Genomic DNA, 24,010 nt, shown 5'->3' on the forward strand with positions numbered 1-24,010 from the left:
TTAGAATTTAACTTCCATACCAACCAGGTAACCTAGATCTAGGTCAACATTGTCAGCGTCTGCCCAGCCCAGCTCACCGTAAACTTTTACGTTGCTGTGTAGCTGGTGAGTGATGTTCGCGTAAACGTTGTCTACGCCGTCACGAGTGATGTAGTGACCAACACCGTCGATGTCTGTATCAGCATGGTTGTAACCCAGAGCAAAAGTGTTTTTGCCCATAGTGTAAGAACCGTTGATTTCGTAAACGTCTACATCAGACTTGTTAGCACGGTTAGTGTTTTGCTCGTACTCAGCGTTGCCGTAAGACGCTGCGAATGCGAATGCACCCATTACGTATTCAGCTTCGATGTTGAACGCGTCAACATCAGTGTCGCCCAGGTCTTCAGCTGTGTAGTAGTAACCACGAACGTCGAAGTTTGCAAAACGTGCACCGATACGAACGTCAGTAACAGTACCATCGCTGTTCAGGTAGTCAGTTGCAGGGCTAGAGCCGTCTGCATCCAGGTCGTGAGTCAGACCGAAGTAGAACTGACCGTTGTCGAATACATATTTGATTGCTTCGTTACCTTCAGTTTTAACGAAGTCAACTTGGTCGAAGCCCAGCTCGTAGTCTTTACCGATGCCCATGTCATCAGAGATGTACAGCATACGACCGAAAGTCAGTGTACCGAAGTCACCGCCAAGACCAACCCACAGCTCGTCGTTTTCAACGTCGCGCTTTTCGAACTTGAAGCCGATACCAGCAACAGCGTTCAGTTGGTCAGTTACAGCGATAGTGGTGTTCAGTTGCAGATCACCATCATCCAGGTGCAGGCCAGCGTCATCAGTGTTTGATGCATCGCTGTCTACGTAGTTTTGGAAGTACTGAACTTCAGCTGCACCAGACAGGTCAACTGTTACACCGTTTGCATCGTATAGGTTGATGCCTGCGTTTGCAGAACCTGCTGCTAGTACTGAAAGTGCTAGAAGTGTTTTTTTCATGATATCCACTGCCTTTTCTTATTTAGACTGGAATTCCTGTTTCCAGAATTCCTTTTCATTATTTGTCTCTCAGCTTCCGTCATCCTCTATAAACATAAAGAATGATAAAAGAATCCAAGAGCAAGAAATTTGCGGACTTCATCCTGACAGAAGATTCCTCTGAATGTCAAATACCTCTAAACAAAAACTAAAAAAACATCAAAAACATAAAATATCAACAAGTTACATCAACCAAAGCCTACTAATTGAGCATTGTTTTTATCTAAAAAGCATGAATATTTGATGACACTTAAAACACTCAACCAAGATTAAAAACTGAAATTTAGATAAAAAAACAACACAAACAGGACAAAATATTACTAATAGCAGGTTTTTACAGTCAATTTCTTCACCTCAAAGGGTGTTCACCATATTGATAGAATAGTTCAATTACAATTCGTGAGGTGATTCGCATTTTGGATAACTATTTGAACAAAATATGCAGCCGCTCACATTCAGACCTTCGTGCTATAATGCCCGGCCCTGCCACTACGAAGTTTCAAAAATGTTACACAACCAGATTAAGCAAGATATCAAAAAGTGCTATGAGAACCTGGGTAACCAGCTCGATAACTTTATACCCAGAAGGGCTCAAAACTATCTGGTTGCTGAAATCGCCAAAACCCTTGGTGGTGAATACCATAAGAAACATCGGATGCTGGTGGCCGAAGCCGGTACCGGGATTGGTAAGTCGCTTTCTTACCTGCTCGGGGCGATTCCCTACGCGATGTTCAACAATAAGAAAGTCCTGATTTCTACTGCGACCGTGGCCCTGCAGGAGCAGCTCATCAACAAAGATCTGCCTCTGTTTAATCGTATTTATCCTAAGGAATTCAGTTTCATCCTGGCTAAAGGCCGCCAACGCTATTGCTGCCACCACAAACTGGAAGCCAGCTGTAGCAGTGAAATTGGCCAACAGGCCGCTTTATGGGATGAAAAACCCAAAAAGTCAGATCTCGATTTGCTCAAGCGGATGCTCAAAGCAAGTGAAAGTCAGAAATGGGACGGTGACAGAGACAGCTGGCCAACCACCATTCCCGACCGTGTCTGGCAGCAGATTGTGGCAGATAAACACAGTTGCCATTCCGGACTGCCAAAACATCGACACTGCCCGTTTGCCAAGGCCAGGGAGCATTTGGAAAAGGCTGATGTGATCATTGCCAACCATGCACTGTTAATGGCCGATATTGAGCTGGGCGGCGGGATTATTCTGCCTGAGCCGGAAAAAACCATTTATGTGATAGATGAAGCCCATCACCTTCCTCAGGTTGCCCGCGATTTTTCTGCCGCTGCCGCCAGCCTGAAAGGGGCGGCAAGCTGGCTGGAAAAACTCAACCAATCCGTCGGGAAATTGGCGGAGCTGGCCGACTATAAAAAATCCGGCCGTTTCCAGACAGCACTCAATGAAAACATCGCCCTGCTCATCCCTTCGTTAAGACAAATTGCCAGCACGATTGACCCGGCCATGTTTAATAAAGACGGAATTTACCGCTTTGAGCATGGTGAGTTGCCCGCCTGGCTGCAGGAAGAAGCGAAAGGGTGCAAGGAATCTTGCAAGAAAGCCTTGCAGGCACTGGGAAAAATTCACGATCTGATTGCGGAGCGCAATAAAGACAATGAACTGGCCCCTCGTTTAGCCGAACCCGCGCTGGCAGAGTCCGGTTTTTACCTGCAACGTCTGGAAAACCTAGAGAAAGTCTGGAGCCAGATGGCCCAGCCAAATAAAGATAAAGGGGCGCCGCTGGCACGCTGGCTGGAAAAAAGCCCGGATCGGGAGAACGACTATATCGTAGAAGTGTCGCCACTGGAGGTGGGACACCGTCTGGATCAGTTACTGTGGAGCCGGGCGGTCGGGGCTATTTTGGTATCGGCGACCCTTCGAGCGTTAAACAGCTTCGACTATTTCTGCCGTCAGGCGGGAATTTTTGAAAAAGAAGCAACACGTTTCCTAGCACTGGCTTCGCCGTTCGACTATCAGAATAATGCCCGGCTGGTTATCCCAGCGATGCCGCTGGAACCTCAGGCTGAACAATTCACAGAGCTGCTTATCGAGAAACTGCCGGAGTTCCTAGAAGGTGAAACCGCCAGCCTGGTGCTTTTTTCTTCATACTGGCAAATGAACCAGGTCGCGGACAAACTGCGCCCACTGGCAGTAAAAAATCGCTGGGAGCTGCTGATTCAGGGTGAGGAATCCCGTCACATTATTCTAAAAAAACATAAAGAAAACTGTCAAAAGGGTAAAACCAGTATATTATTTGGAACGGGCAGTTTTTCAGAAGGTCTTGATCTTCCTGGCAATTTGCTGACCAACCTGATTATTACGAAAATTCCGTTTGCCGTTCCCACTTCTCCTGTAGAAGAAGCACATGCAGAATACATCGAAAGCCGTGGCGGAAATCCCTTCTTGCAGATTGCCGTTCCTGAGGCCAGTAAGAAACTGATCCAGTCGGTAGGACGTCTACTGCGTAAGGAAGAAGATTCTGGTAGAGTCGTGCTGCTTGATCGCCGTGTGCTGACCCGCCGCTACGGTAAAGCCCTACTCGACTCACTGCCACCGTTTAAACGTGTCATCGAACAGAGCCTGAATACAAGATAAGACTGAATGATTGAAATGATAGAACCGGGCATGCTGTTGGTGCTTGGTCTGGTAGCCCTGATTGCTGGATTTATTGATGCCGTCGCCGGTGGCGGGGGCATGCTGACTGTGCCCGCTTTACTGTCTATCGGCTTACCGCCACACATTGCGCTGGGCACCAACAAGTTGGCGGCGACTTTCGCCTCGTCAACGGCCGCCTGGACCTATTACAAGAAACAGCTGTTTTCTCCGTCGTTCTGGAAACTCTCATTCATCGCCACACTGGCCGGTGCGATTCTGGGCACGCTGGTCGTCGATTTAATCAGTACTGAGTGGCTGGAAAAAGTGCTGCCGCTGATTATTCTGGCGGCTGCGGTCTATACCGTCTGGCACCCGCATCCTAAAGGCAACAACCATGAACTGCCCGAAAAATGCGAAAAATTTGCCCGGAAACAATGGCTGCAAGGCACCACGCTAGGGTTTTATGACGGACTGGCCGGCCCCGGCACCGGCGCTTTCTGGACCGTTTCGAACATGGCGCTGTACCGGTTAGATATTTTGATGGCATCTGGTTTGGCAAAAGCCATGAATTTCACCAGCAATCTGACCTCACTGGTGACCTTTGCCATACTGGGACATATCAACTTTGCACTGGGTTTGACCATGGGGGTCTGCCTGATGTTGGGCGCTTACATAGGGGCCCATTCTGCCATCCGTTTTGGAGCTAAATTCATCCGTCCGGTATTCGTGACTGTGGTGATTGTGCTTGCCGTTAAACTGGCCTGGCAAGCCTGGTTCTGATTTCGCTTCCTGAGGAAATAGCATGCCTGATCTCCAACGTCTTGAAACGCTTATTGATCAGCTGGGTAAAGACGCTGCCCAGCTTGACCGTACCCGCGGGGAATCGGAACGTCCTCTGTTCGACGAGCATCTGTTCCATTGCCGCAGCAAACTCCTGACACCTTGTGTTAACGAGTTGCGGGATGAAATTCGCGCGTTGCGCATGGAGCGTCGAACCGGCCGACTTGAAGCGGCTCGTACTCAGTATGTGTGTGAAAAGCTGGTGTCACAAATCCAGGCCATTCAGCGCGAGCTGGCGACTCAGCAAATCCGCAAAAATGAACCTAAGCGCACCTCTGGCTGGCGTAAACCCATCCATCAGCTCTATCAGGATCTGGCCCAGCACCAGGACTGGGAACGCCGTTTGGCGGCGATGCTGCGTGATAAAGAGCACCTGCTCAACCGCAGTACCTCACTGACAGAGCGCCAAACACTTCAGCAGGAAGTGCTGGCACTGGGCGGTCGCCTTACCCGCTGCCGTGCTGCGTTGAGAAAAATTGAAAAAGATATCAGCCTGCAGGAGCGAAAAGGCTAATGACGTTACCTCTGGTTTATCACCCTATTTACTCCGAACTCGATCTACCGCCGGCGCATCGCTACCCGATCAGTAAATATCGACGTCTGTACCAGTACCTGCAGGACACCCTGAACATTGAGCAGCACCCGGCCATCCGGCTGTTTCAGCCGGAGCCCATCAGTGTCGACGAAATCAAGGCATTGCATGACCCGGATTATATCGACGCGCTGTTTTCCAATGCCCTGCCCGCGGCGAAAATGCGCCGTATCGGCTTTCCCTGGAGTGAGCAGCTGATCACCCGAACCTGTATGTCATCCGGCGGCACCAAACTGACCGTTGACTTGGCTCACCAGTACGGGTTGAGTATTCACCTCAGCGGTGGCTACCACCATGCCCACAAAGACTTCGGCAGCGGTTTCTGCCTGGTCAATGACCTGGCGCTGGCAGCGAAGCATGCACTAACTTTGCCCGGTGTCGATACCGTGATGATCATTGACTGCGACGTCCACCACGGTGATGGCACCGCGACCATTTTGGCCGATGAGCCGAACGTGATTACGTTTTCTGTGCATTGTGAGAAAAACTTCCCGGCCCGCAAACCGGACTCAACGCTCGATCTGGCTCTGCCGTTAAACACCACGACTGAAGAGTACCTGAACGCCTTTGAGGGCTTGTTACCGCTGGCACTCGCCCAGTATCAGCCGGACCTGGTGATTTACGATGCCGGGGTCGATATCCACCAGGATGACGAGCTGGGCTATTTCAATGTGTGTGTCGAAGGTATCTATCAACGGGATCACCTGGTGCTGAGCCGATGTCACGAAGCGGGAATTCCGGTGGCGGCGGTCGTGGGTGGCGGTTATCGCCATGACCATCAGCTACTGGTCAATCTGCACGCCCAGCTTATATACTCAGCCATGAATATTCTGGAGCTGGGCTGAACCACCAGCCCGGCTGTCTATCCCGCCGTTACGAGTTGTCCCATGAGCGAAAAAAACACCGCTTCCCTAAATGATGCCCCTGCCGATATTAAACTGGCAGTCGATTTGATTTACTTGCTGGAAACGAACGAAATTGACCCAAAAACGGCGCTGTCAGCGCTGGAAATCGTCAAATCTGACCTGCTGGCCAAGTTAAAAAAAGACAACAGCGAACAGTAAAAGCCGCGACTGCCAGCGTGAGTCTCAGCGTTACAACATGAAAAAGTGACAACATGAAAAATTTGACCTTTCCCTAGGGGGAAGGTTTACACTTCAAGGGTGTATTTTTGTAACTTGAACGCTGTTGCCGTTCTCGCTTTCAATCGGTTGTGACATGACGTTTTTGCGTGCCCCGTACAAATTGACAGCTTTTACCCTGCTACTGGTGGTCAGTCTGATCACCGGTCCGGCTATGGGCATGTCTTTTTCGCACGCGACCACGATGGCGAATGCTACCGTGGCAATGAAAAACGACGACATGACGATGACTGACGCCAGCATGAACATGATGCATGGCGACATGACAAAGCACGATTCATCAATACACGGCTCTGAGTTGCACGGTGAAAATCCGGCTAACGCGGCGTCGCCTGCTCCACATACCGGACATCACTCAGGCCAGAACAGCGCCTCGATGGTTCATGCCACACCCGATACCCCGAATCCAGATTGTCAGCACTGCGGCAGTGGGGCCGAAGCCGCCGACAACTGCACCTCTTCCGATATGTTTTCCGATTGCAGCAGCTGTGACAGCCGTCACTGCCAGTCCTCGGTCATCATTGTTCTGAATTCTGAGCCAAGCACTCTCTATCCTGACAGTGTCCGTCCCGTGCTGACGACACTGCAGCCTGTCTCGCGTGCGGAAAACCCGCTACGCCCGCCTATTCACTGAACGCACTGCGCCCTTTTTCCGGGGCATATGTCAACGATGACAACTGATCGCCATTTGCAGGCCGTCAGTCAGTACTAACTTCGTTCAAGTGAATTTTTATGTCAAAACATTACCTTGCCCAGCCGTTGGGCATGGCATTGATGCTTATGATGCTCAACCAGGCATACCCAGCCCTGGCGCACGCCGCATCCATGCCGGTTTCTTCGCCCCCTGAGCTGCAGCCATATGCTCAGCCTGATTTAACGACTCTGATTCAGTGGGCCATTGACCACGATCCGGGCCAGCAGCAATTTCACTATCAGGCTGATGCCATCAGCGAAATGGGGATCGCCAGCAGCCAGTTGATGGATCCGAAGCTCAAACTGGGCGTGGGTGGTCTGCCTGTCGACAGTTTTGCGTTTGATGAAGACCCGATGACCAACATTTCCGTCGGGCTGATGCAGGAATTTGGCCGCGGCGACACCCTGACTCTGCAACAAAAGCAGAGTGAACAACAGGCAAGCGGTGTACGCCAGCAGGCCGATATTCGCAAGCTGGATATCACCAAAGCTGTGACCAATGCCTGGATTGAGCTGGCCTATCTGAACCAGACCCGTACGCTGATGGTGCAAAACCAGTCATTGTTTCGCGAGTTATTGAGCTACCTCGAAACCAACTACGGGTTGGGCACTAATCAGGCTCAGGACATTATTCAGGCCGAGCTGCAAATCAGCCGCATTGACGAACAATTGCAGGCTAACCAACAACTGCAGCAGCGCTGGCGGGCGCAGCTGTCAGAATGGTTAGGTAGCCAATCTGCATCGTTAGTGGTCACCTCCTATCCGCAATGGCAGACCCTGACCCAGTACCTCACCACACAACCGGCCAATCATGTCTCAACGCTGGCGTCGCACCCGGCGGTGCAGGTGCGTGATGCCCTGATCAAAACCTCCGAAACCGGCGTCGATATCGCCCGTGAAGCCTACCAGCCCCAGTTCGGTGTGGAAGTGATGTACGCCTACCGTCAGGCCGATCGCATGGACGGCTCGCCGGCTCCGGATCTGGTCAGTGCTTATCTGACCATGGATCTGCCGCTGTTTACGGAAAAACGTCAGGACAAGAAACTGGCCGCGGCTCAGCATCAGGTTGGCGCCGCCCGTACCCAGCGCGATCTGCTGATCCAGCAAATGCAGGCTCAAGCCGCCGCGACCGACGCGGACCGCAGCCATATTCAGCAACGCCTGGCCCGCTATCAGCGCACCCTGCTCAAGCAAGCCAGAGAGAAAACCCGCGCGGTGGAGCGCGGTTACCAGAACAACACCAGCCAGCTAGACGAATACATCCGAGCGGCCAGCGATGAGCTGGCGCTCGAACTCGAACAAGCGCGTCTTGAGGCCGATCTCAACCAGGCCAATAACAATCTGGCGTATTTGCTGAATCAATATTAAGGGACAACATGAACAAAACATTTTCTGTCGCCGTGCTGGCACTGGCCATCGGTGGCGTGCTGGGGTATCTCATCGCCACGACAACGACCGAGCCGACCGGTGAAGCGTCTGCCGCGGCCAGCAACGAGCCCCTGTACTGGGTGGCTCCGATGGATCCGAATTACAAACGGGATAAGCCGGGCAAATCCCCCATGGGGATGGATTTGATCCCGGTGTATGCCGAGGATCTGGCGGGTGACAAGCAGGATCCTGCCGGCACAGTGACGATTACGCCCGCGGTTGAAAACAACCTCGGGGTCAAAACGGCTGCGGTTCAGGTACAGGCACTGGTGCCGAACATTGACACGGTCGGGTATATCGCCTTTGACGAAAGCCAGTTATGGCAGATCAACAGCCGGGTCAGCGGCTGGATCCAGACCCTGAACGTCAATGCGATTGGGGAACGCGTGCGCAAGGGTGAGATCCTGTTTGAACTCTACTCTCCCGATCTGGTGCGCGCGCAGGAAGAACTGTTGAATGCGCAACGTCTGGGCAAAGCCGTACTGGTCCGGGGAGCCAAAGATCGTCTGCGCTCTCTGGGCGTCGATAATGCACAAATCGATGAGGTGCTGCGCCGTGGCAGTGCCAAACAGCATATTGCGGTCAAGGCGCCGGCCGATGGCGTTATCGCGACGCTTAATGTCCGCAACGGGGCGTACCTGTCACCGCAACAAACTGTGATTACCGGCGGGAACCTCGACACCGTCTGGGTCGATGCCGAAGTGTTCGAACGCCAGGCGCCATGGATCACACCCGGCACTGCGGCGGAGATGTCCGTGGATGCCCTGCCAGGGAAACCATGGCTGGGAGAGGTCGATTACATCTACCCGATTTTGGATCCCAAAACCCGTACCTTGCGTGTACGCCTCAAATTTCCGAATAAAAGCGGCGAGCTGAAGCCGAACATGTTTGCCAACCTGCAACTGCGTCCCAACAGTCCCGAGGCGGTGATAGTGGTGCCTGAGCAAGCAGTGATCCGCGCCGGGAATATGAGCCGGGTCGTTCTGGCGGCTGGTGACGGGAAATACCGCTCCGTACGCATCAAGACCGGACGCAGTGCCGGCGGTATGGTGGAAGTGCTGGCCGGACTGCAAGCCAACGACCATATAGTGACATCCGCCCAGTTCCTGCTGGATTCCGAATCCAGCCAGAGCGCCGATCTGGGCCGGATAGAAACGTCATCCGCCGGTGAACCGCCGACATCAGTCACCGTCACCGGTGTAGTTCGTCACGTCATGGCTGCCCACAACATGGTGACCATTGAACACGAAGCTGTTCCGGAATGGGACTGGCCGGCCATGACCATGGATTTCACTGCCAGCGAGGATACCGATCTCAGTGCCCTGATTGGCGGGTTGCGCATCCGGTTTCTGATCCACCAGCAACCGGATGGCCAATACACCGTCAGCGATGTGGTCGCGGCAGATGCGGCTCATCGTCAGATGGATCACAGCAAGATGGATCACAGCAAGATGGTGCCGGCCACCAAGGCAGGTGAGCAATGATTGGAGCAATCATCCGTTGGTCAATCAAAAACCGCTTTCTGGTGCTGATTGCTACAGCCTTTCTGGTGGCCGCCGGACTGTTCAGTGTCAGGCAGACCCCGATCGACGCCATCCCGGATCTGTCGGATGTTCAGGTGATCATCAAAACCAGCTATCCGGGCCAGGCACCGCAGGTAGTGGAAGATCAGGTGACCTACCCGCTGACCACCGCCATGCTCGCGGTACCGGGAGCTGACACCGTACGCGGTTATTCCTTCTTCGGGGATTCCTACGTTTACATCATCTTTAACGATGACACCGACCTGTACTGGGCCCGTTCACGGGTGCTGGAGTACCTCAGTCAGGTGGCGCCCAAGCTGCCGCCGAGTGCCAAACCGACTCTGGGTCCAGATGCCACCGGAGTGGGCTGGATTTACAGCTATGTGCTGGTTGATCGCACCGGCCAGCACGACCTGAGCGAGTTGCGCAGCCTGCAGGACTGGTTTCTGAAATATGAGCTGCAAACCGTCAATGGCGTGTCTGAAATTGCCACCGTCGGCGGCATGGTCAAGCAGTACCAGATTCAAATTGATCCGGCCAAGCTGCGTGCCTATAACCTGACTCTGCAACAAGTCAACAAAGCGATTCAGGCCGGTAATCAGGAAGCCGGAGCCTCGGTGGTGGAGCTGGCAGAAGCGGAACACATGGTGCGGGCCACCGGCTATATTTCCGGTATCGACGATCTGAACAACCTGCCGCTGAGCGTTACCGATAAGGGCACACCGCTGCTGCTGGGCGATGTCGCCACCATCAACACCGGTCCGCAAATGCGCCGCGGCATTTCTGAATTTAACGGCGAAGGGGAAGCCGTCGGCGGCGTTGTGGTGATGCGATTCGGCGAAAATGCCCGCGAGGTCATCGGCAATGTCAAAGCCAAGCTGGAAACCCTGCAGCGCAGCCTGCCTGACGGGGTTGAGATTGTGCCGACCTATGACCGCGCCGGGCTGATTGATCGGGCGGTCGACAACCTATACGACAAGCTGCTGGAAGAGTTCATTGTGGTCGCCGTGGTATGCGCCCTGTTCCTGTTCCACTTCCGCTCGTCACTGGTTGTGATGATCAGTCTGCCGATTGGCATTTTATCGGCCTTTATCATCATGCACTGGCAAGGCATTAACGCCAACATCATGTCGCTGGGCGGCATTGCCATTGCGATTGGCGCCATGGTTGACGGCGCCATCGTGATGATTGAGAACGTCCACAAGCATATCGAACGTACCCCGCTGACCGATGAGAACCGCTGGCAGGTGATCGGTAAAGCCGCAGAGGAAGTCGGTGCGCCGCTGTTCTTCTCGCTGATCATCATCACCCTGAGCTTCGTGCCGGTGTTCGCGCTGGAAGGTCAGGAAGGCAAGATGTTCTCGCCACTGGCGTTCACCAAAACCTATGCCATGGCCGCGGCGGCCGGGCTGGCGATTACCCTGGTGCCGGTACTGATGGGTTACCTGATCCGGGGCAACATTTTGCCGGAGCACAAAAACCCGGTGAACCGTCTGGTGATCGCCCTGTACCGGCCGCTGCTGAACATCAGCCTGGCCTATCCGAAAACCGTCATCATCCTGGCTCTGGCCCTCATGGCTTCGGCGCTCTACCCGCTTCAGCGCATGGGCAGCGAGTTCATCCCGCCACTGGATGAGGGCGATCTGATGTATATGCCGACCACCTACCCGGGCATCTCCATCGGGAAAGCGCGCGAACTGCTCCAGCAAACCGATAAGCTGATCAAAACCATTCCGGAAGTCAACACCGTGTGGGGCAAAATCGGCCGTGCGGACACCGCCACCGACCCAGCACCGCTGACCATGATTGAGACCATTATTCAGCTCAAACCACAGGAAGAATGGCGGGAGGGAGTCACCACCGAAAGCCTACGCCGCGAACTTGATGCCTTGATCCAGTTCCCGGGCCTGACGAATGCCTGGGTGATGCCTATCAAAACCCGGATCGACATGCTGGCCACCGGTATTAAGACCCCCATCGGAATCAAGATTGCCGGGCCGGATCTCAAGGAGATTGAGAAAATAGGCACGCAGCTGGAAACCCTGCTCAAACCGGTACCGGGAACAGCATCGGTCTACGCCGAACGGGTGGCTGGCGGACGTTACATCACCATGGATATCAAACGCCGGGAAGCCGCGCGCTACGGTCTGAGTATTCAGGACATTCAGCAGGTCATCAGTACCGCCGTGGGTGGCATGAATATCGGTGAAACCATTGAAGGGCTGGAGCGCTACCCAATTAACGTGCGCTACCCGCAACATTACCGCGACTCGCTGGTGAAACTGCAAAACCTGCCACTGGTGACGCCGAACGGGGCGCGCATTGCCCTGGCTGATGTCGCGGACATCCGCTTTGAAGACGGCCCACCAATGATCAAGACCGAGAATGCCCGTCCGAACGGCTGGGTCTTCATCGACATTGACGGACGGGATTTGGGCTCTTATGTGCAGGAGGCGCAGCAGGCGGTGGCCGAACAACTGGCCTTGCCACCCGGATACTCGCTGGTCTGGTCTGGTCAGTATGAATACATGGAGCGCGCCAAAGCCCGGCTGATTGTCGTCGTGCCGGCAACGCTGGCCATCATTATGGTGCTGTTGTACCTGAGTTTCCGTCGGGTCGGCGAAGTGCTCATCATCATGGGGACGTTGCCGCTCGCCATGGTCGGCGGGATCTGGCTGATGCACCTGCTCGGCTACAACTTCTCGATTGCCGTCGGGGTCGGCTTTATCGCCCTGGCCGGGGTTGCCGTCGAAATCGGCGTGATCATGCTGGTGTACCTCAACCAGGCCTGGCACACCCATCAGCACCAGGCGGAACAGTCACAGGAACCGCTCACCCAGCGCCTGCTGGTACGCGCCATTCGCGAAGGTGCCGGGTTACGGGTACGCCCTGTAATGATGACCGTTGCCACCGTCATCATCGGTCTGATCCCAATCATGTACGGGTCAGGTACCGGGTCGGAAGTCATGCAGCGGATTGCCGCACCGATGATCGGCGGAATGTCATCAGCCCTGCTGTTGACGCTGGTTGTGCTGCCTGCCGTTTTCAAGCTCTGGAAGAGCTATCACTACAAACTTAATCCTTAATTCATCCCATCATTCCCCGGCACGGTGTGCCGGGTAAAGGAGTTACCATGACATCAACAAAACTGCTTTCTCTGGCCTTTCTTCTGGCAGCCGGTAATGCGTTGGCCGCTGGTGGCCATCATGATATGAGCAACATGAACGGCATGAGTGATCATGGCATGGCTGGTCACGATATGGCAGGCCATGGTCAGATGGCCTCATCCGTCGGCATGCCTGCACCAGCGGCTCAGGCAAGCAAAACTTATCAGGTCATCCTGACCGATGACATGAAAATGCGCTTTGAGCCAGCGCTGTCATTGAAACAGGGCGATGTGGTGAATTTCATGGTTAAAAATGAAGGTAAAATCCCGCATGAGTTTTCCATCGGCAGCCTTGATGAGCAGGCCAAACACCGTGACATGATGCGCGAAATGCCCAATATGGAACACCATGACGGCACCACAGTCACGCTGGCTCCGGGAGAAAGCGCCGAGATGGGCTGGCATTTCATGGGAGAGCGCTTTGTTGAGTTCTCCTGCAACATTCCCGGCCATTCGGAAGCCGGTATGAAACGTAATACCGTGTTGAAATAATCAGGGAGTCACACATGAACCTCGTATCCCGTTACCCACTGATCGTCGCTACCCTACTGTCACTGTCTGCCCCTCAGGCCTATGCCGAGACACAAGCCGACACATTTCGCCAGCTGTCTGCCGAAGACGCACTGGAAGCATCACACCAGTGGCACCATACCGGTGAAGCCAGCGTCAAAGTTTATCCCGACCGGATTGAAGCCAGTTTTGCCGACCAGTCCAGCGCCACAATTCCAACCGGCGACCAGTTCCTGCTTTCTGTCGCGCCATATGAAGACGTCACCCACGGCTGTACTTTCCACGTCCCGACCGGTTGTCAGGGCGAAATGGTGGAAAAAGCCATGATGGTCAAAATCACCAATGCCGAGACTCAGGAGGTGATTCAGTCCGGCATGGTTCGCACGCAGAAAGACGGATTCATTGATTTCTGGCTGCCAAAAGACCATCGCTACCAGTTCACTTTCACTTACCAAGGGAAGACAGCATCGGAAGTGCTGAGTACCGATGCCAACAGCCGCACTTGCATCACAACCATGCAATTGCTGTAGCGAATAATCCGCATATTGAGCATATGCTGAACCTCCGGGTTCAGGAGTACTCATCCCAAAATCAAAGGGCGGAATTTCGCCCTTTTCCCTTCGTTATCCCGCCATTTTTTAATTTATCGCCGCATTTTTCCCTTAAAAAGCGTACATCACGATCCCCTTCAGAAACACAATGTGCTTAACATCCCCATCAATTTGCAAATCAAAATATTTGACAGTCAAAATAAATAAAACCAATATACTTTGATGTTCAAACTATATTGCACTCAAACCACTATACTTATTCGAGTGCGCCATTTTCTTTTTCATTGAAGAGCAGGTATCCAAGCATGCACCGCACCGATCTCTCATCCTGGCAACACCGCCATGATTTTGCAGAAAACAATATTTTGGGTGAAAAACGAACATTCTGGGTTTTTCTGCTCACCCTCATCACCATGATCGCGGAAATTCTTGCCGGGACTTTTTATGGCTCCATGGCGCTGCTGGCGGATGGCTGGCATATGGGGACGCATGCTGCCGCTTTTCTGATTACACTGTTTGCCTATCGCTATGCCCGCAAGCATGCCGACAACCCGGTTTTTTCGTTTGGTACCGGCAAAGTCAGTGTGCTAGGCGGTTTCAGCAGTGCAATTGCGCTGGGCATTGTGGCTTTGATCATGCTGGTTGAGTCTACGCACCGCCTGTTCAGCCCCGCACAAATCCATTTTAACGAAGCGATCCTGGTGGCCGTCATCGGATTGATCGTGAATGTGGTCTGTGCCTTCCTTCTTCATGACGCCGATCACCCTCATGGCCATACACACTCTCACCATCATCACCTTGAACATGGGCATGAGCATGAGCATGAGCATGAAGATCACAACCTGCGGGCGGCCTACTTTCATGTTCTGGCCGATGCGCTGACTTCGGTACTCGCCATCATCGCGCTGGTTCTGGGTAAATACCTCGGCCTGAACTGGCTCGATTCCGTCATGGGGATCGTCGGTGCACTGATTATTTCACGCTGGGCGTTCGGGCTGATCAAACAAACCAGCCCTATCCTGCTCGACAACAGCATCGATCCCCATTATCAGCAGCGCATGATTGATACCCTTGAAGCGGCCGACGATAACCAGGTCTGCGATCTGCATATCTGGAAAGTCAGCGCCGATCATTATGCTGCTGTGATTTCGCTGGTTACCCAACACCCGAAACCTGCTCAGGAATACAAGCAATTACTGACAGAATTCGATAAAATCAGCCACCTCACCATTGAGGTAAACCAGTGTCGGGAGCCACACTGAGGTACGGGATACGAATGAAAGACATTGAACAGTTAAACCACACCATCATCGAGTTTTATGAAAAGCTCTCTTCCTGGGAGCAATCGGTCGTGCGTGGCAAAGGGTTTTCCCTGCCGCAGGTGCATGTGGTTGAGATTCTGGGTGTCCACGGTGCCATGCGGATGAAAGAGCTGGCAGACAAGCTGGGGGTCACGACCGGAACACTGACTGTTCAGGTCGACAAAATGGTCAAGATGGGGCTGATTGAGCGGCGTCCTCATGAATCTGACCGTCGCTCGATTCTGGTCGATCTGACCGCAGAAGGCGAAGCGCTTTATCAGGAGCATGACCAGCTTCACCTGAGCCTGACTCAGGATCTGACAGCGAAGCTGAGTGATACTGACCGTCAGCACCTGCTGGCGTGTCTGACCGCAATCAACAAAGAGTTTTAGCGGCGCACACTCCATATAACGAGTCTGTTGGTACTCACCCGTCACTCACCGCTGAGATGTAAAAATATCAGTCCTATCACAAACACAAAGAGCCTGAATAATCAGGCTCTTTGTGTATTTTTGGTCTTCAGACCTGTCTCACGCCGCTGTCTATTTCGGCATCAGGCATCAGGCATCAGGCATTCTCTAGGATGCTGACTCGCATGCCCTCTTCCACCTGCTGCAGTGCTTCCACCAGCTGCTCGGTATCAATATCAACCGGCACATCGAGATGTAACTCGGCAAAAAACAACGTTTTCCCGATATCCTGTACCCCGATTCGGTGGTTTTCCATTTTCACAATACCGATCCCGATGTTATCGAGAATATGCGTCAGATCATGAACAAGACCCGGCCGATCCGCCGACTCCACTTTCATCATCACATGATCCGTTTTGATTTGCGCCTGTGCCGTTAACGCCTCTATCACTCGCACATCCAGCGTCGACTGAGAAGCAAAGGCTTGCTTGAGTGCAGGCACCGCCTCTGTCGGCAAGTCAATTTTCAGAATACCGACGACCTGATTGTCGAGGCGGTTTATTTTGCTGACCAGCCACTTGCCCCCCAGCTCATGGGTTTTCGCGGCCAGGGTATTGATCAGTTGAGGGTGATCTTCACCCGCCAGTGTTACGGTTAATAAAGTATTCATAGGCGCCCCCTCTACAACGTAGCTTAAATGCTGCTTGTCCTACTCAGACTAGCAAGCAAGTCGCTCTCCTGCCGTGATTTGCCTCTCTATTGCCGGACAAACCTTCCCCCGCCAAATCCGGCAATCCTGATATTATGCAGGTTGCTGCGAGGCCGCGAAAAACAAAACCACAAAAAAGCCAGCGACGAGCACTGGCTTTTCGATCGTATCTTTTATGGCAACTATCACTACATCTGAGAGAACATGTTCATGATCACTGCGCCGGTAATGATTAAGCCCATTGAAATAATTGCAGGAAAATCAGGTTTTTGCTTATAAAGCACCATAGAGAAAATGGTCACACCAATAATCCCGAAGCCACACCAAAGTGAATAGGCGATTCCAACAGGAATGTATCCCATGGCTTTTGTCAGAGCAAAATAACAGATACTGTAAGCACTGATCACCAACAGTGATGGTGCAAGTTTACGGAAGTTATTGGTTTTTTTAATAAAAGAAGTGCCTGTAATTTCTGAGCAAATTGACAGTGCCAACCATAGTACGCCTGCATTTAACATTGTGCTTCTCCTTCTTTATCCGCGACAACCCGTTGCGTGTCTTCCGCTTCTTCTTCGCCCATTTTCGAGAATAAGTTCATAATGATGATGCCGCAGGCAATGATAGTCATCCCGATCATAGCGGCCATGTCAGGGTGCTGACCGTAGAACAGCATCCCCAGTGTCGAAACCAGCAAAATACCGGTACCGGACCAAGTCGCATAAGCCAGACCCACCGGCAAATATTTCACCGCTTGGGACAGCGCGTAGTAACACACGATGTACAGCAAGACAATGACCGCAAGCAGGGCAGTTTTAGTAAATCCCTCACTGGTATCAAACATTTTCAGGGTTGAGGTGGCTGAGGTTTCAGATGCAATGACCAGCACCATCCATAGCCATTTTTTTATCGATTCAGACATAGGAAGCTCCTAAATTTAAGTAATAAAATTGTCTAACGTTTGGATTTAAAAATTACGATTGTTGTTGTTCTCTCAGGTATTCCGCTGCCAGATCGGTAAGATTGTCCTGAAGCGTAAACGTCCCCACGCCCCGTTTTTTCACGTCACTGAGGGTGATATACCCGCTAGGTTTACTGATTTCAGACGACTCGGACTCTGCCACGTCTTTGCCGTTAATAGCCGCCTCGACCTGTGAGAGAGTGCCGGTAATCATTCCCAAGGCCCTGACTTGAGCCAGCTGAGACACAACCCGTGCCGCCATGGCTTGGCTACGATCCAGTCCCACTAACTGATTCAACTCACTGGCCGGATTGCATTGGTAATCAAAAGCAAAGACCGGAATCCCCTTCATCAGGGCATACTGACAAAGCTGGCTGGCCGGGCTGTGATACACACCGAGGCTGATTTCCGCCAAGGTGGCAAAATCGAGAAACGGCATCACGATCTGGTCAAAGCGCTCTAGCCACTCTGTCGGTAACTTACCGTCCCACTGGACAGGCTGTCCTATTCCGTCCAGCACCACCAACTCCTCTTCCGTCCCCTCGCAGGCAAGGATTTCCCATCGGATGCTTTCCCACTGGCGGAGACGGGCGGCGATTTCCGAACGATAGCCCGTTGCCGGTGTGACTATCATTAACGTGCGAGCACGCTGCTCGGCCAATATGCGGTCAACCAAGACCCGAAGTTGTTGCTCATCCATCCGCGATTCCTTCTAACCGACCAGATAAACAGGATCCCCCGACCGAATCCCGGCGGCGTTGGCTTCATCGGTATCAATATGAAATTCGAGGGCAAAGCGCTCATTCACCCGTACCACAACCTGCTCGAACACCAGACCACACTGCTCACCGGCCCGCACTTTCACCTTCTGGCCATGCTGTACGCCCAATTGCCGCGCATCCTGCGGCGACATATGGATATGACGCTGAGCACAAATCACCTTGGACTGAAGATTGGCGTGCCCTGCCGGGCCAACCAGTAAGGCATCCGCTGACTGGTAAAGGTCACCGGATTCACGAACCGGCGCTTTGATCCCCAGGGCGTAGCAGTCCGCCTTTGAGACTTCCAATTGTGTTTCAGCCCTAGCGGGGCCCAACACCCGCACTTTACTTATCGAACCTTTAGGGCCAACCACCATCACGCACTCTTTGGCCGCAAACTGTCCCGGCTGACGCAGGGACTTGAGCGGGGTCAGCTGATAGCCCAGGCCAAACAAGGCCTCGATATCCGTCTGAGACAAATGAACATGGCGATTTGACACACCAGTCGGAATGCCAACCTCCGTTGCTATCTGCCCTGCTGACCACCGCTGTGGTAATACCGTTAAACGCTGTTCAATTTGCGTCATCAACGCTGCGTTGATCATGACTTGCCTCCCCGTGAACTAACCTGGCCCGCACTTTTTTTCTGCCGAGTGGAAGTTGAACGGCTGGTGGTCACTTTCGCGTGAGTTGAAGCCAATGCCGATACAGGAGAAGCCATCTTGGCCGCTTCTGCTTTCACGGTATCCACCTTGCTGGCATCCAAAGGCTCCTTACTCGCCTGCCCCTGGAATTCGGCATTCTGAGTGCCGGCCTCCTGAGCCATCTGCGCCAGATGTTCGGCTGCTTGGGCCTCCGGTATTTGGATAAGAACGTCCCCCCCTGGAAGGTCAGTTTCCGGCGTCACGCTACTGCTCAGAGGCTCCGCTTCGGTGACACAACCACCGGCGTTTTCCAGCATTGCCAACACACTGGGATCCGGCCGGGCCATCACGATCGCGGCCGTTACATCGGTTTGGTTTTCTATCGCTTTAACACCGCTATCGACCGCCACTTTAACTGCGCTGATTTCCCCCTGTAAGTAAATAGAAACCAGACCAGAGCCGACTTTGCGGTAGCCGGTCAGAGAAACCCCAGCCGCTTTACAGGCTGCATCTGCGGCGTGAATTGCCGCAGTCAGCCCTATCGTTTCAATCACACCAAGACTGATTGTCATAGCGCCTCCTTAATGCCTTACCAGGCGGATATCGAAATCAAACTGCTTGAAGAAAGTGCTGAGCTGATCCAGTTCCTCGTTGCTGTAACCGATGTCTTGCGTAATCGGATAAATCATGTCGAGTTTGTCGTATTTGGTTTTGCCAAACTGGTGGTATGGCAGGACATCAATTCGCTGAATGTTGCCGCGTTTGGCCAGTTCCATCACATATTCAAAAGCACCGGTAATGGCATCGTAAGAATCGTTATAACCACGGATTAGCGGCATGCGAATCACGATGTTGGCACCCAGCTCAACCAGACGCTCCAGATTGCGCTTCACCCCTTCGTTACCAATACCAAAGAGCTGGCGGTGTTGGTCGGTATATATTTGTTTGATATCAAATAAGAAAAGATCGGTGCAGGTGGCCAGCTTCTCGTAATTCTCGATGCTGGTGGTACCCTGGGTTTCAATTGCCGTATTGATCATCTGCTTTTTGCATTCAGTCAGCAGGGCGGCGGCAAAATCGGTCTGCAAGCTCAGCTCGCCTCCCCCCAATGTCACGCCACCGCCGGATGACATGTAAAAGTCATAATCCTGCATGATCACCGCCATCAACTCGGCAACCGTGACATCTTTACCCATGACATCCAGTGCGCCACCCATACAAACTTCCTCACACTGACGACAACCGATACAGTCCACATTGCGGTCAATTTTGTGCACCTTGTTGCCTTCGGCATCCGTGGTCATGACATGCACCCCAGCCGGACAAACATCAGCACACTTACCGCAAGACACACACTTATCGTGACTGCACATCACCTGAAACTTGCTGCTCAGTCCTTCTGGATTAGCACACCAGTCACACCGGAGGTTGCACCCTTTAAAGAAGATCAGTGTGCGAATGCCGTCACCGTCATAAATGGAATATTTCTGGATATTGAAAATACGACCTTTCAGCTCGCTGCCATTGCTCACTTGTGCTGTCCCAGTCATTGTGACTACTCCTCACTGCGTCTGAAGGCAGTGTTTTTACAGCGGGAGCCATAGCGGCCCCCGCTTCTGGGTTAGAATTTTTCCAGTACAGTACGGCTAATGATTTCGTCCTGAACTTCTTTACACAACTCAACAAAGTAAGCGCTGTAACCGGCCACCCGCACAATCAGATCGCGGTACTTTTCAGGCTCTTTCTGGGCTTTCTTGAGTACTTCGTTATCCACGTAACTGAACTGCATCTGGCCGTTACCCAGAATGGACGCAGTACGCAGCAGGGTGATCAGGCCATTTTTACCTTCCGGCGTGTCGAGCAACCCTTTGAGGAACTTAAAGTTGTGCACCATGCCGATGTTCATGGTTTCCACATTCATCTTGCTCACTGACTTGATGATGGCGGTCGGGCCGTGCTTATCCGCCCCTTGCGTCGGGCTGATACCATCAGACAGCGGCATCCAGGCCAGACGACCATTCGGAGTGGCGTTGGTCAGTTCACCAATCGGGGTGTTGTTTGAAATAGACAGCGTGCCGTGGCTCAGACGCGAATAAAGCATCTGGTACTTGCCACACTCGCGCTCAGTCCACTCGGTGATATCCAGCGCGAACTCATCGGCGTAGTTATCATCGTTGCCAAACTTCGGCGCATTGAGACAGTCACGGCGCAGCTCTTCATAACCGTCGAAGTTGGCCAGCATCGCATCGCGCATTTGCTCCAGGGTGTATTTCTTGTCTTCGAATACCAACTTGCGGATCGCTGCCATGGAGTCGACATAGGTTGCCAGGCCGGAGAAGATCAGCCCCGGACCGTAGTTCACCACGGCGCCCCCGGCACTGACGTCTTTGCCCTGCTCCATACAGCCTTCAACCAACAGAGACATCAAGGGTTTGGGTGCCACATCACGGTGCACACGCTGGCTGATCACCGTACCAATGGCCGACAGTTTGATGATGTATGCCACCTGCTCTTTCACTGCGGCATCAAAGGCTTCAAAACTGGTCAGGCTATTCAGATCGCCAGTATCCAGTCCCTGATAGCTGTCAAACAGCACCATGCGGCCACGGTTCAGCACAAACTCAATCGCAATTGGCCATTGGGTGTAACCGGTAGAGGTCCACTGGTAAATTCGGCCAGACTTCTGCGGCTCAACGCAACCCATCAGGCAGTAGTCACGGGCATCTTCAAAGTCGTAACCCTTGCGCAGCATCATCTTGATGTGGGAGTCATCGAAGTGACAGGCCGGGAAGCCCATCCCCGCTTTGACGACATCAACGATTTTTTCCATGTAGTGCTGCGGTGACTGATTATGAATACGACAGGCCAGAGATGGCTGATATACCTTCACGAAGCGCACCGCATCCATGATCAGCAGCGTCAGATCGTTGGTCGCATCACCGCCGGTACGCTTCTGGCCACCCACGGTCAGGTTGATGAACGGCTGATAACCGGCAAAATACTTCGCCCCCAACTCACTCGACATCCACATCAGCTCGGCACACTTGATGATAAAGGCCTGCATCATTTCCAGCGCCTGTTCGTGCGTCAAACGCCCCGAGTCAATATCCGCGCGGAACATCGGGTAGCAGTACTGGTCCAGACGTCCCAGCGACAGGCCAGTCTGGTTCTCTTCCACTTCAAACAGTGATTCGACGGTCCAGATACTTTGCAGAGCTTCTTGTAAGGTCTTCGGCGGGTTCGCCGGTACATTTTCGTTGACGTCAGCAATAGTCAGCAGTTCAGCGCGACGCTGCGGATTCATTTCTTTTGCGGCAAGCTCGCGGGCATGAGCAGCCAGACGGCGGCCATACGCCATCACACCTTCGCAGGTTTCGATTGACGCTTTGTAGTAATAGATCTTGTCGATATCATCCGGGTTTTCCATGCTCAGCGCTGCCAGCTTAGCTTCGGCATCTGCTTTAATGCCGTTCATTCCTTTGGTGAACAGCAAAATGTCGTAGCCCGGACAGGTATCACCCCCACCGTTAATCTGGTGGTAAGACAAATCACTGACATATGTCTCACCACTGAATTCCCACAAACCGGCTTCGCGATACTGCGCTTCACAGATTTCATCCAGCGAACGGCCTTCCCAGAATGGCACCAACTCTTCGCGAATGACTTTCTTATCTTCTTCAGAGATCAGGAACGGATCCTGAGGGCGGGTACTCATGGTATCGAGTTCATCGCGAACCCAGCGCCAGGCGATATCCGGCGAAAATGCTCCGGCTCGAGGCTTACCGCAAGGGTGACCGACAATCAGCTCGTCATCCTGAATCAGCAAAGGGGCGGTTTCACAGGCTTTACGGAACGCTTTAGCTCGCAGCAATATTGGCGGCAAACCCAGGTTTTGCTTGGTCACTTCAGTGAACGCAATCGCCCGATAAATGGACACACTTGGTTTGGCTTTCAGGTAGTTACTGCGAAGGCGCTGCATACGTGGGGTCAGTCCTTCCATCGCCGGAGTGCTTTCATCGACAGGCAGAACATTGCCATTACACAGTGTAACCTCCGCTGGTTTGGCACCGCCCTGATACAGACGGACTGTCAGAGAGCGATTTAACGCCGCCAGGTTATCCCGGGCCGCCAGCAGCATGGCGGACAGTTCATTCTGTACCATCTGGCTGTCACCGTTCTGACCGCCCTGAACCAGCCAGTCAAACATCGGGTAACCGTCAACAGCACGATCGGCACGTACTTCTGACAACTCGGCCAGTTTCAGCCACAGGCATTCCACCAGCTCATACGCCTGCGCCGGAGTAATGAGGCCGGCATTGATATCCCGCTGGTAATACCCAAACAACGCCTTATCAAAACCAGTGCTGCCAATGGCATAACCGCCGTTATCAAGGTGCATCAATAGCTGAATCAGATAGAAAGCCTGACAGGCTTCTTTGAATGTCCGGGCAGGCTGAGCCGGAATATGACGTAACATCGCCGCAGATTCTTCCAGCTCTGCTTTGCGGTAAGGATGACTCTCTACGCTGGCTTTGGTTGCCAGCGTATCGGCCAGTTTATTGGCAAAATAGATCGCCCCCTGACAAGCCATGATCATCGCGCGGCCCTGATTGACTTCATCCATGCCGCTACGGCTGATCGCGCTACCGATATTTTTCAGGCGCGTCTCCATGTGCTGTTCCAGTACCTGAAAACCGGTACTGATAACGGTCATGTAGTCAGGCGTTCCCGTGGCATCGCTGCGCAGAAAACCAAAGACAGATTCACTGCTCAACTCTTCTTCGGTGTGGAAAATCGCGCCTCGCAGCGCAGATGACTGGCTGCCGACAATCAGTTCATCCTGACCAATGTAAATCGGTAACTCCGAGACCAGCTGATTAAAGCGCTGGGCTTTTTTAACCAGAGGCGGCATACCGGCAATATCATCACCGATAGCAGCCAGGATATTGGCTCGCTCCGCACAGATGATGCTGTTTTTGGCCAGCAGTTGTTCTGCCAGCACTTTTACGCGTGGCGTCAGGGTATAGTGGGCCATGGGCCTCTCCTTATAATTTTGTTTCACGATGGCAGGCTGCAACCTGCCACTGGGTATTAGGGTGTCGTGTTAGCGCCCGGTCGTCGCTTTGGGTATCAGCTCTTGGTATTCGCTTTTTGTGTTCACTTTTG

General features: G+C 53.0%; 22 protein-coding genes. 13 read left to right on the plus strand and 9 right to left on the minus strand.

What is annotated here, in order from left to right; all coding sequences use genetic code 11:
* Complete coding sequence (locus tag PGW97_RS11730; RefSeq protein ID WP_047887800.1) at positions 1–981, minus strand: porin; 981 nt, start codon at positions 979–981, stop codon at positions 1–3.
* 544 nt (positions 982–1,525) lie between these two features.
* Here PGW97_RS11730 and dinG point away from each other — a divergent pair.
* The 13 genes from dinG (at position 1,526) to PGW97_RS11795 (ending at position 15,754) form a co-directional block, all read left to right on the plus strand.
* A complete protein-coding gene (gene dinG, locus PGW97_RS11735; protein ID WP_217392243.1) occupies positions 1,526–3,616 on the plus strand; it encodes an ATP-dependent DNA helicase DinG in 2,091 nt (696 codons plus the stop codon).
* Between the two features lie 6 nt (positions 3,617–3,622).
* Positions 3,623–4,396 carry a sulfite exporter TauE/SafE family protein gene (locus PGW97_RS11740; protein WP_047887802.1) on the plus strand — a complete coding sequence of 258 codons (774 nt, stop codon included), beginning with the start codon at positions 3,623–3,625 and terminating at the stop codon, positions 4,394–4,396.
* Between the two features lie 22 nt (positions 4,397–4,418).
* Entirely contained in the window at positions 4,419–4,970 is a 552-nt protein-coding gene (gene priC, locus PGW97_RS11745) for a primosomal replication protein PriC (RefSeq protein WP_047887803.1), read from the plus strand.
* Positions 4,970–5,893 carry a histone deacetylase family protein gene (locus PGW97_RS11750; protein ID WP_273857373.1) on the plus strand — a complete coding sequence of 308 codons (924 nt, stop codon included), beginning with the start codon at positions 4,970–4,972 and terminating at the stop codon, positions 5,891–5,893. The genes priC and PGW97_RS11750 overlap by 1 nt, the downstream gene beginning before the upstream one ends.
* 42 nt (positions 5,894–5,935) lie before the next feature.
* A complete protein-coding gene (gene rsmS / locus PGW97_RS11755; RefSeq protein WP_047887805.1) occupies positions 5,936–6,112 on the plus strand; it encodes a pleiotropic regulatory protein RsmS in 177 nt (58 codons plus the stop codon).
* 154 nt (positions 6,113–6,266) lie between these two features.
* Positions 6,267–6,824 (plus strand): hypothetical protein, encoded by a 558-nt coding sequence (locus PGW97_RS11760; RefSeq protein ID WP_273857374.1) that lies wholly within the window; start codon positions 6,267–6,269, stop codon positions 6,822–6,824.
* A gap of 98 nt (positions 6,825–6,922) precedes the next feature.
* Positions 6,923–8,251 (plus strand): TolC family protein, encoded by a 1,329-nt coding sequence (locus tag PGW97_RS11765; protein ID WP_273857375.1) that lies wholly within the window; start codon positions 6,923–6,925, stop codon positions 8,249–8,251.
* 8 nt (positions 8,252–8,259) lie between these two features.
* Positions 8,260–9,795 (plus strand): efflux RND transporter periplasmic adaptor subunit, encoded by a 1,536-nt coding sequence (locus PGW97_RS11770; RefSeq protein ID WP_273857376.1) that lies wholly within the window; start codon positions 8,260–8,262, stop codon positions 9,793–9,795.
* Positions 9,792–12,920 (plus strand): efflux RND transporter permease subunit, encoded by a 3,129-nt coding sequence (locus PGW97_RS11775; RefSeq protein WP_273857377.1) that lies wholly within the window; start codon positions 9,792–9,794, stop codon positions 12,918–12,920. Before PGW97_RS11770 ends, PGW97_RS11775 begins: the two co-directional genes overlap by 4 nt.
* 47 nt (positions 12,921–12,967) lie before the next feature.
* Positions 12,968–13,492, plus strand: a complete 525-nt coding sequence (locus tag PGW97_RS11780) for a cupredoxin domain-containing protein (RefSeq protein ID WP_273857378.1) — start codon at positions 12,968–12,970, stop codon at positions 13,490–13,492.
* A 14-nt stretch (positions 13,493–13,506) separates the two neighbouring features.
* Positions 13,507–14,040, plus strand: a complete 534-nt coding sequence (locus tag PGW97_RS11785) for a CueP family metal-binding protein (RefSeq protein ID WP_273857379.1) — start codon at positions 13,507–13,509, stop codon at positions 14,038–14,040.
* Positions 14,041–14,366: 326 nt separating this feature from the next.
* Complete coding sequence (dmeF, locus tag PGW97_RS11790; protein ID WP_273857380.1) at positions 14,367–15,323, plus strand: CDF family Co(II)/Ni(II) efflux transporter DmeF; 957 nt, start codon at positions 14,367–14,369, stop codon at positions 15,321–15,323.
* Positions 15,324–15,337: 14 nt separating this feature from the next.
* Positions 15,338–15,754: a MarR family winged helix-turn-helix transcriptional regulator gene (locus tag PGW97_RS11795; RefSeq protein WP_217392234.1), complete on the plus strand. Its 417-nt coding sequence runs from the start codon at positions 15,338–15,340 to the stop codon at positions 15,752–15,754.
* 175 nt (positions 15,755–15,929) lie between these two features.
* Here PGW97_RS11795 and PGW97_RS11800 read toward each other — a convergent pair whose 3' ends face one another.
* The 8 genes from PGW97_RS11800 to cutC all read right to left on the minus strand — a co-directional run bounded on the left by PGW97_RS11800 (position 15,930) and on the right by cutC (position 23,879).
* Positions 15,930–16,442 carry a glycine cleavage system protein R gene (locus PGW97_RS11800; RefSeq protein WP_047887813.1) on the minus strand — a complete coding sequence of 171 codons (513 nt, stop codon included), beginning with the start codon at positions 16,440–16,442 and terminating at the stop codon, positions 15,930–15,932.
* Positions 16,443–16,669: 227 nt separating this feature from the next.
* Positions 16,670–16,999 carry a DMT family transporter gene (locus tag PGW97_RS11805; RefSeq protein ID WP_047887814.1) on the minus strand — a complete coding sequence of 110 codons (330 nt, stop codon included), beginning with the start codon at positions 16,997–16,999 and terminating at the stop codon, positions 16,670–16,672.
* A complete protein-coding gene (locus tag PGW97_RS11810) occupies positions 16,993–17,400 on the minus strand; it encodes a DMT family transporter (protein ID WP_273857381.1) in 408 nt (135 codons plus the stop codon). The genes PGW97_RS11805 and PGW97_RS11810 overlap by 7 nt, the downstream gene beginning before the upstream one ends.
* 52 nt (positions 17,401–17,452) lie before the next feature.
* Positions 17,453–18,139 (minus strand): hypothetical protein, encoded by a 687-nt coding sequence (locus PGW97_RS11815; RefSeq protein ID WP_273857382.1) that lies wholly within the window; start codon positions 18,137–18,139, stop codon positions 17,453–17,455.
* Between the two features lie 12 nt (positions 18,140–18,151).
* Positions 18,152–18,805 carry a phosphate propanoyltransferase gene (locus PGW97_RS11820; protein WP_217392232.1) on the minus strand — a complete coding sequence of 218 codons (654 nt, stop codon included), beginning with the start codon at positions 18,803–18,805 and terminating at the stop codon, positions 18,152–18,154.
* Entirely contained in the window at positions 18,802–19,416 is a 615-nt protein-coding gene (locus PGW97_RS25195) for a BMC domain-containing protein (protein ID WP_273857383.1), read from the minus strand. The genes PGW97_RS11820 and PGW97_RS25195 overlap by 4 nt, the downstream gene beginning before the upstream one ends.
* A 9-nt stretch (positions 19,417–19,425) precedes the next feature.
* The gene (gene cutD / locus PGW97_RS11830) at positions 19,426–20,394 is read right to left on the minus strand and encodes a choline TMA-lyase-activating enzyme (RefSeq protein WP_273857384.1); all 969 of its coding nucleotides are present in this window, start codon (positions 20,392–20,394) and stop codon (positions 19,426–19,428) included.
* 71 nt (positions 20,395–20,465) lie between these two features.
* The gene (gene cutC, locus PGW97_RS11835; protein WP_273857385.1) at positions 20,466–23,879 is read right to left on the minus strand and encodes a choline trimethylamine-lyase; all 3,414 of its coding nucleotides are present in this window, start codon (positions 23,877–23,879) and stop codon (positions 20,466–20,468) included.
* Positions 23,880–24,010: the final 131 nt, after the last annotated feature.

It is taken from the genome of Photobacterium sp. GSS17 (assembly GCF_028621875.1).
Taxonomy (GTDB): domain Bacteria; phylum Pseudomonadota; class Gammaproteobacteria; order Enterobacterales; family Vibrionaceae; genus Photobacterium; species Photobacterium ganghwense.

Coding starts and splice junctions, on each gene's coding strand:
- PGW97_RS11730 (WP_047887800.1), bottom strand. CDS start 981: ATGAAAAAAACACTTCTAGCACTTTCAGTACTAGCAGCAGGTTCTGCA.
- dinG (WP_217392243.1), top strand. CDS start 1,526: ATGTTACACAACCAGATTAAGCAAGATATCAAAAAGTGCTATGAGAAC.
- PGW97_RS11740 (WP_047887802.1), top strand. CDS start 3,623: ATGATTGAAATGATAGAACCGGGCATGCTGTTGGTGCTTGGTCTGGTA.
- priC (WP_047887803.1), top strand. CDS start 4,419: ATGCCTGATCTCCAACGTCTTGAAACGCTTATTGATCAGCTGGGTAAA.
- PGW97_RS11750 (WP_273857373.1), top strand. CDS start 4,970: ATGACGTTACCTCTGGTTTATCACCCTATTTACTCCGAACTCGATCTA.
- rsmS (WP_047887805.1), top strand. CDS start 5,936: ATGAGCGAAAAAAACACCGCTTCCCTAAATGATGCCCCTGCCGATATT.
- PGW97_RS11760 (WP_273857374.1), top strand. CDS start 6,267: ATGACGTTTTTGCGTGCCCCGTACAAATTGACAGCTTTTACCCTGCTA.
- PGW97_RS11765 (WP_273857375.1), top strand. CDS start 6,923: ATGTCAAAACATTACCTTGCCCAGCCGTTGGGCATGGCATTGATGCTT.
- PGW97_RS11770 (WP_273857376.1), top strand. CDS start 8,260: ATGAACAAAACATTTTCTGTCGCCGTGCTGGCACTGGCCATCGGTGGC.
- PGW97_RS11775 (WP_273857377.1), top strand. CDS start 9,792: ATGATTGGAGCAATCATCCGTTGGTCAATCAAAAACCGCTTTCTGGTG.
- PGW97_RS11780 (WP_273857378.1), top strand. CDS start 12,968: ATGACATCAACAAAACTGCTTTCTCTGGCCTTTCTTCTGGCAGCCGGT.
- PGW97_RS11785 (WP_273857379.1), top strand. CDS start 13,507: ATGAACCTCGTATCCCGTTACCCACTGATCGTCGCTACCCTACTGTCA.
- dmeF (WP_273857380.1), top strand. CDS start 14,367: ATGCACCGCACCGATCTCTCATCCTGGCAACACCGCCATGATTTTGCA.
- PGW97_RS11795 (WP_217392234.1), top strand. CDS start 15,338: ATGAAAGACATTGAACAGTTAAACCACACCATCATCGAGTTTTATGAA.
- PGW97_RS11800 (WP_047887813.1), bottom strand. CDS start 16,442: ATGAATACTTTATTAACCGTAACACTGGCGGGTGAAGATCACCCTCAA.
- PGW97_RS11805 (WP_047887814.1), bottom strand. CDS start 16,999: ATGTTAAATGCAGGCGTACTATGGTTGGCACTGTCAATTTGCTCAGAA.
- PGW97_RS11810 (WP_273857381.1), bottom strand. CDS start 17,400: ATGTCTGAATCGATAAAAAAATGGCTATGGATGGTGCTGGTCATTGCA.
- PGW97_RS11815 (WP_273857382.1), bottom strand. CDS start 18,139: ATGGATGAGCAACAACTTCGGGTCTTGGTTGACCGCATATTGGCCGAG.
- PGW97_RS11820 (WP_217392232.1), bottom strand. CDS start 18,805: ATGATCAACGCAGCGTTGATGACGCAAATTGAACAGCGTTTAACGGTA.
- PGW97_RS25195 (WP_273857383.1), bottom strand. CDS start 19,416: ATGACAATCAGTCTTGGTGTGATTGAAACGATAGGGCTGACTGCGGCA.
- cutD (WP_273857384.1), bottom strand. CDS start 20,394: ATGACTGGGACAGCACAAGTGAGCAATGGCAGCGAGCTGAAAGGTCGT.
- cutC (WP_273857385.1), bottom strand. CDS start 23,879: ATGGCCCACTATACCCTGACGCCACGCGTAAAAGTGCTGGCAGAACAA.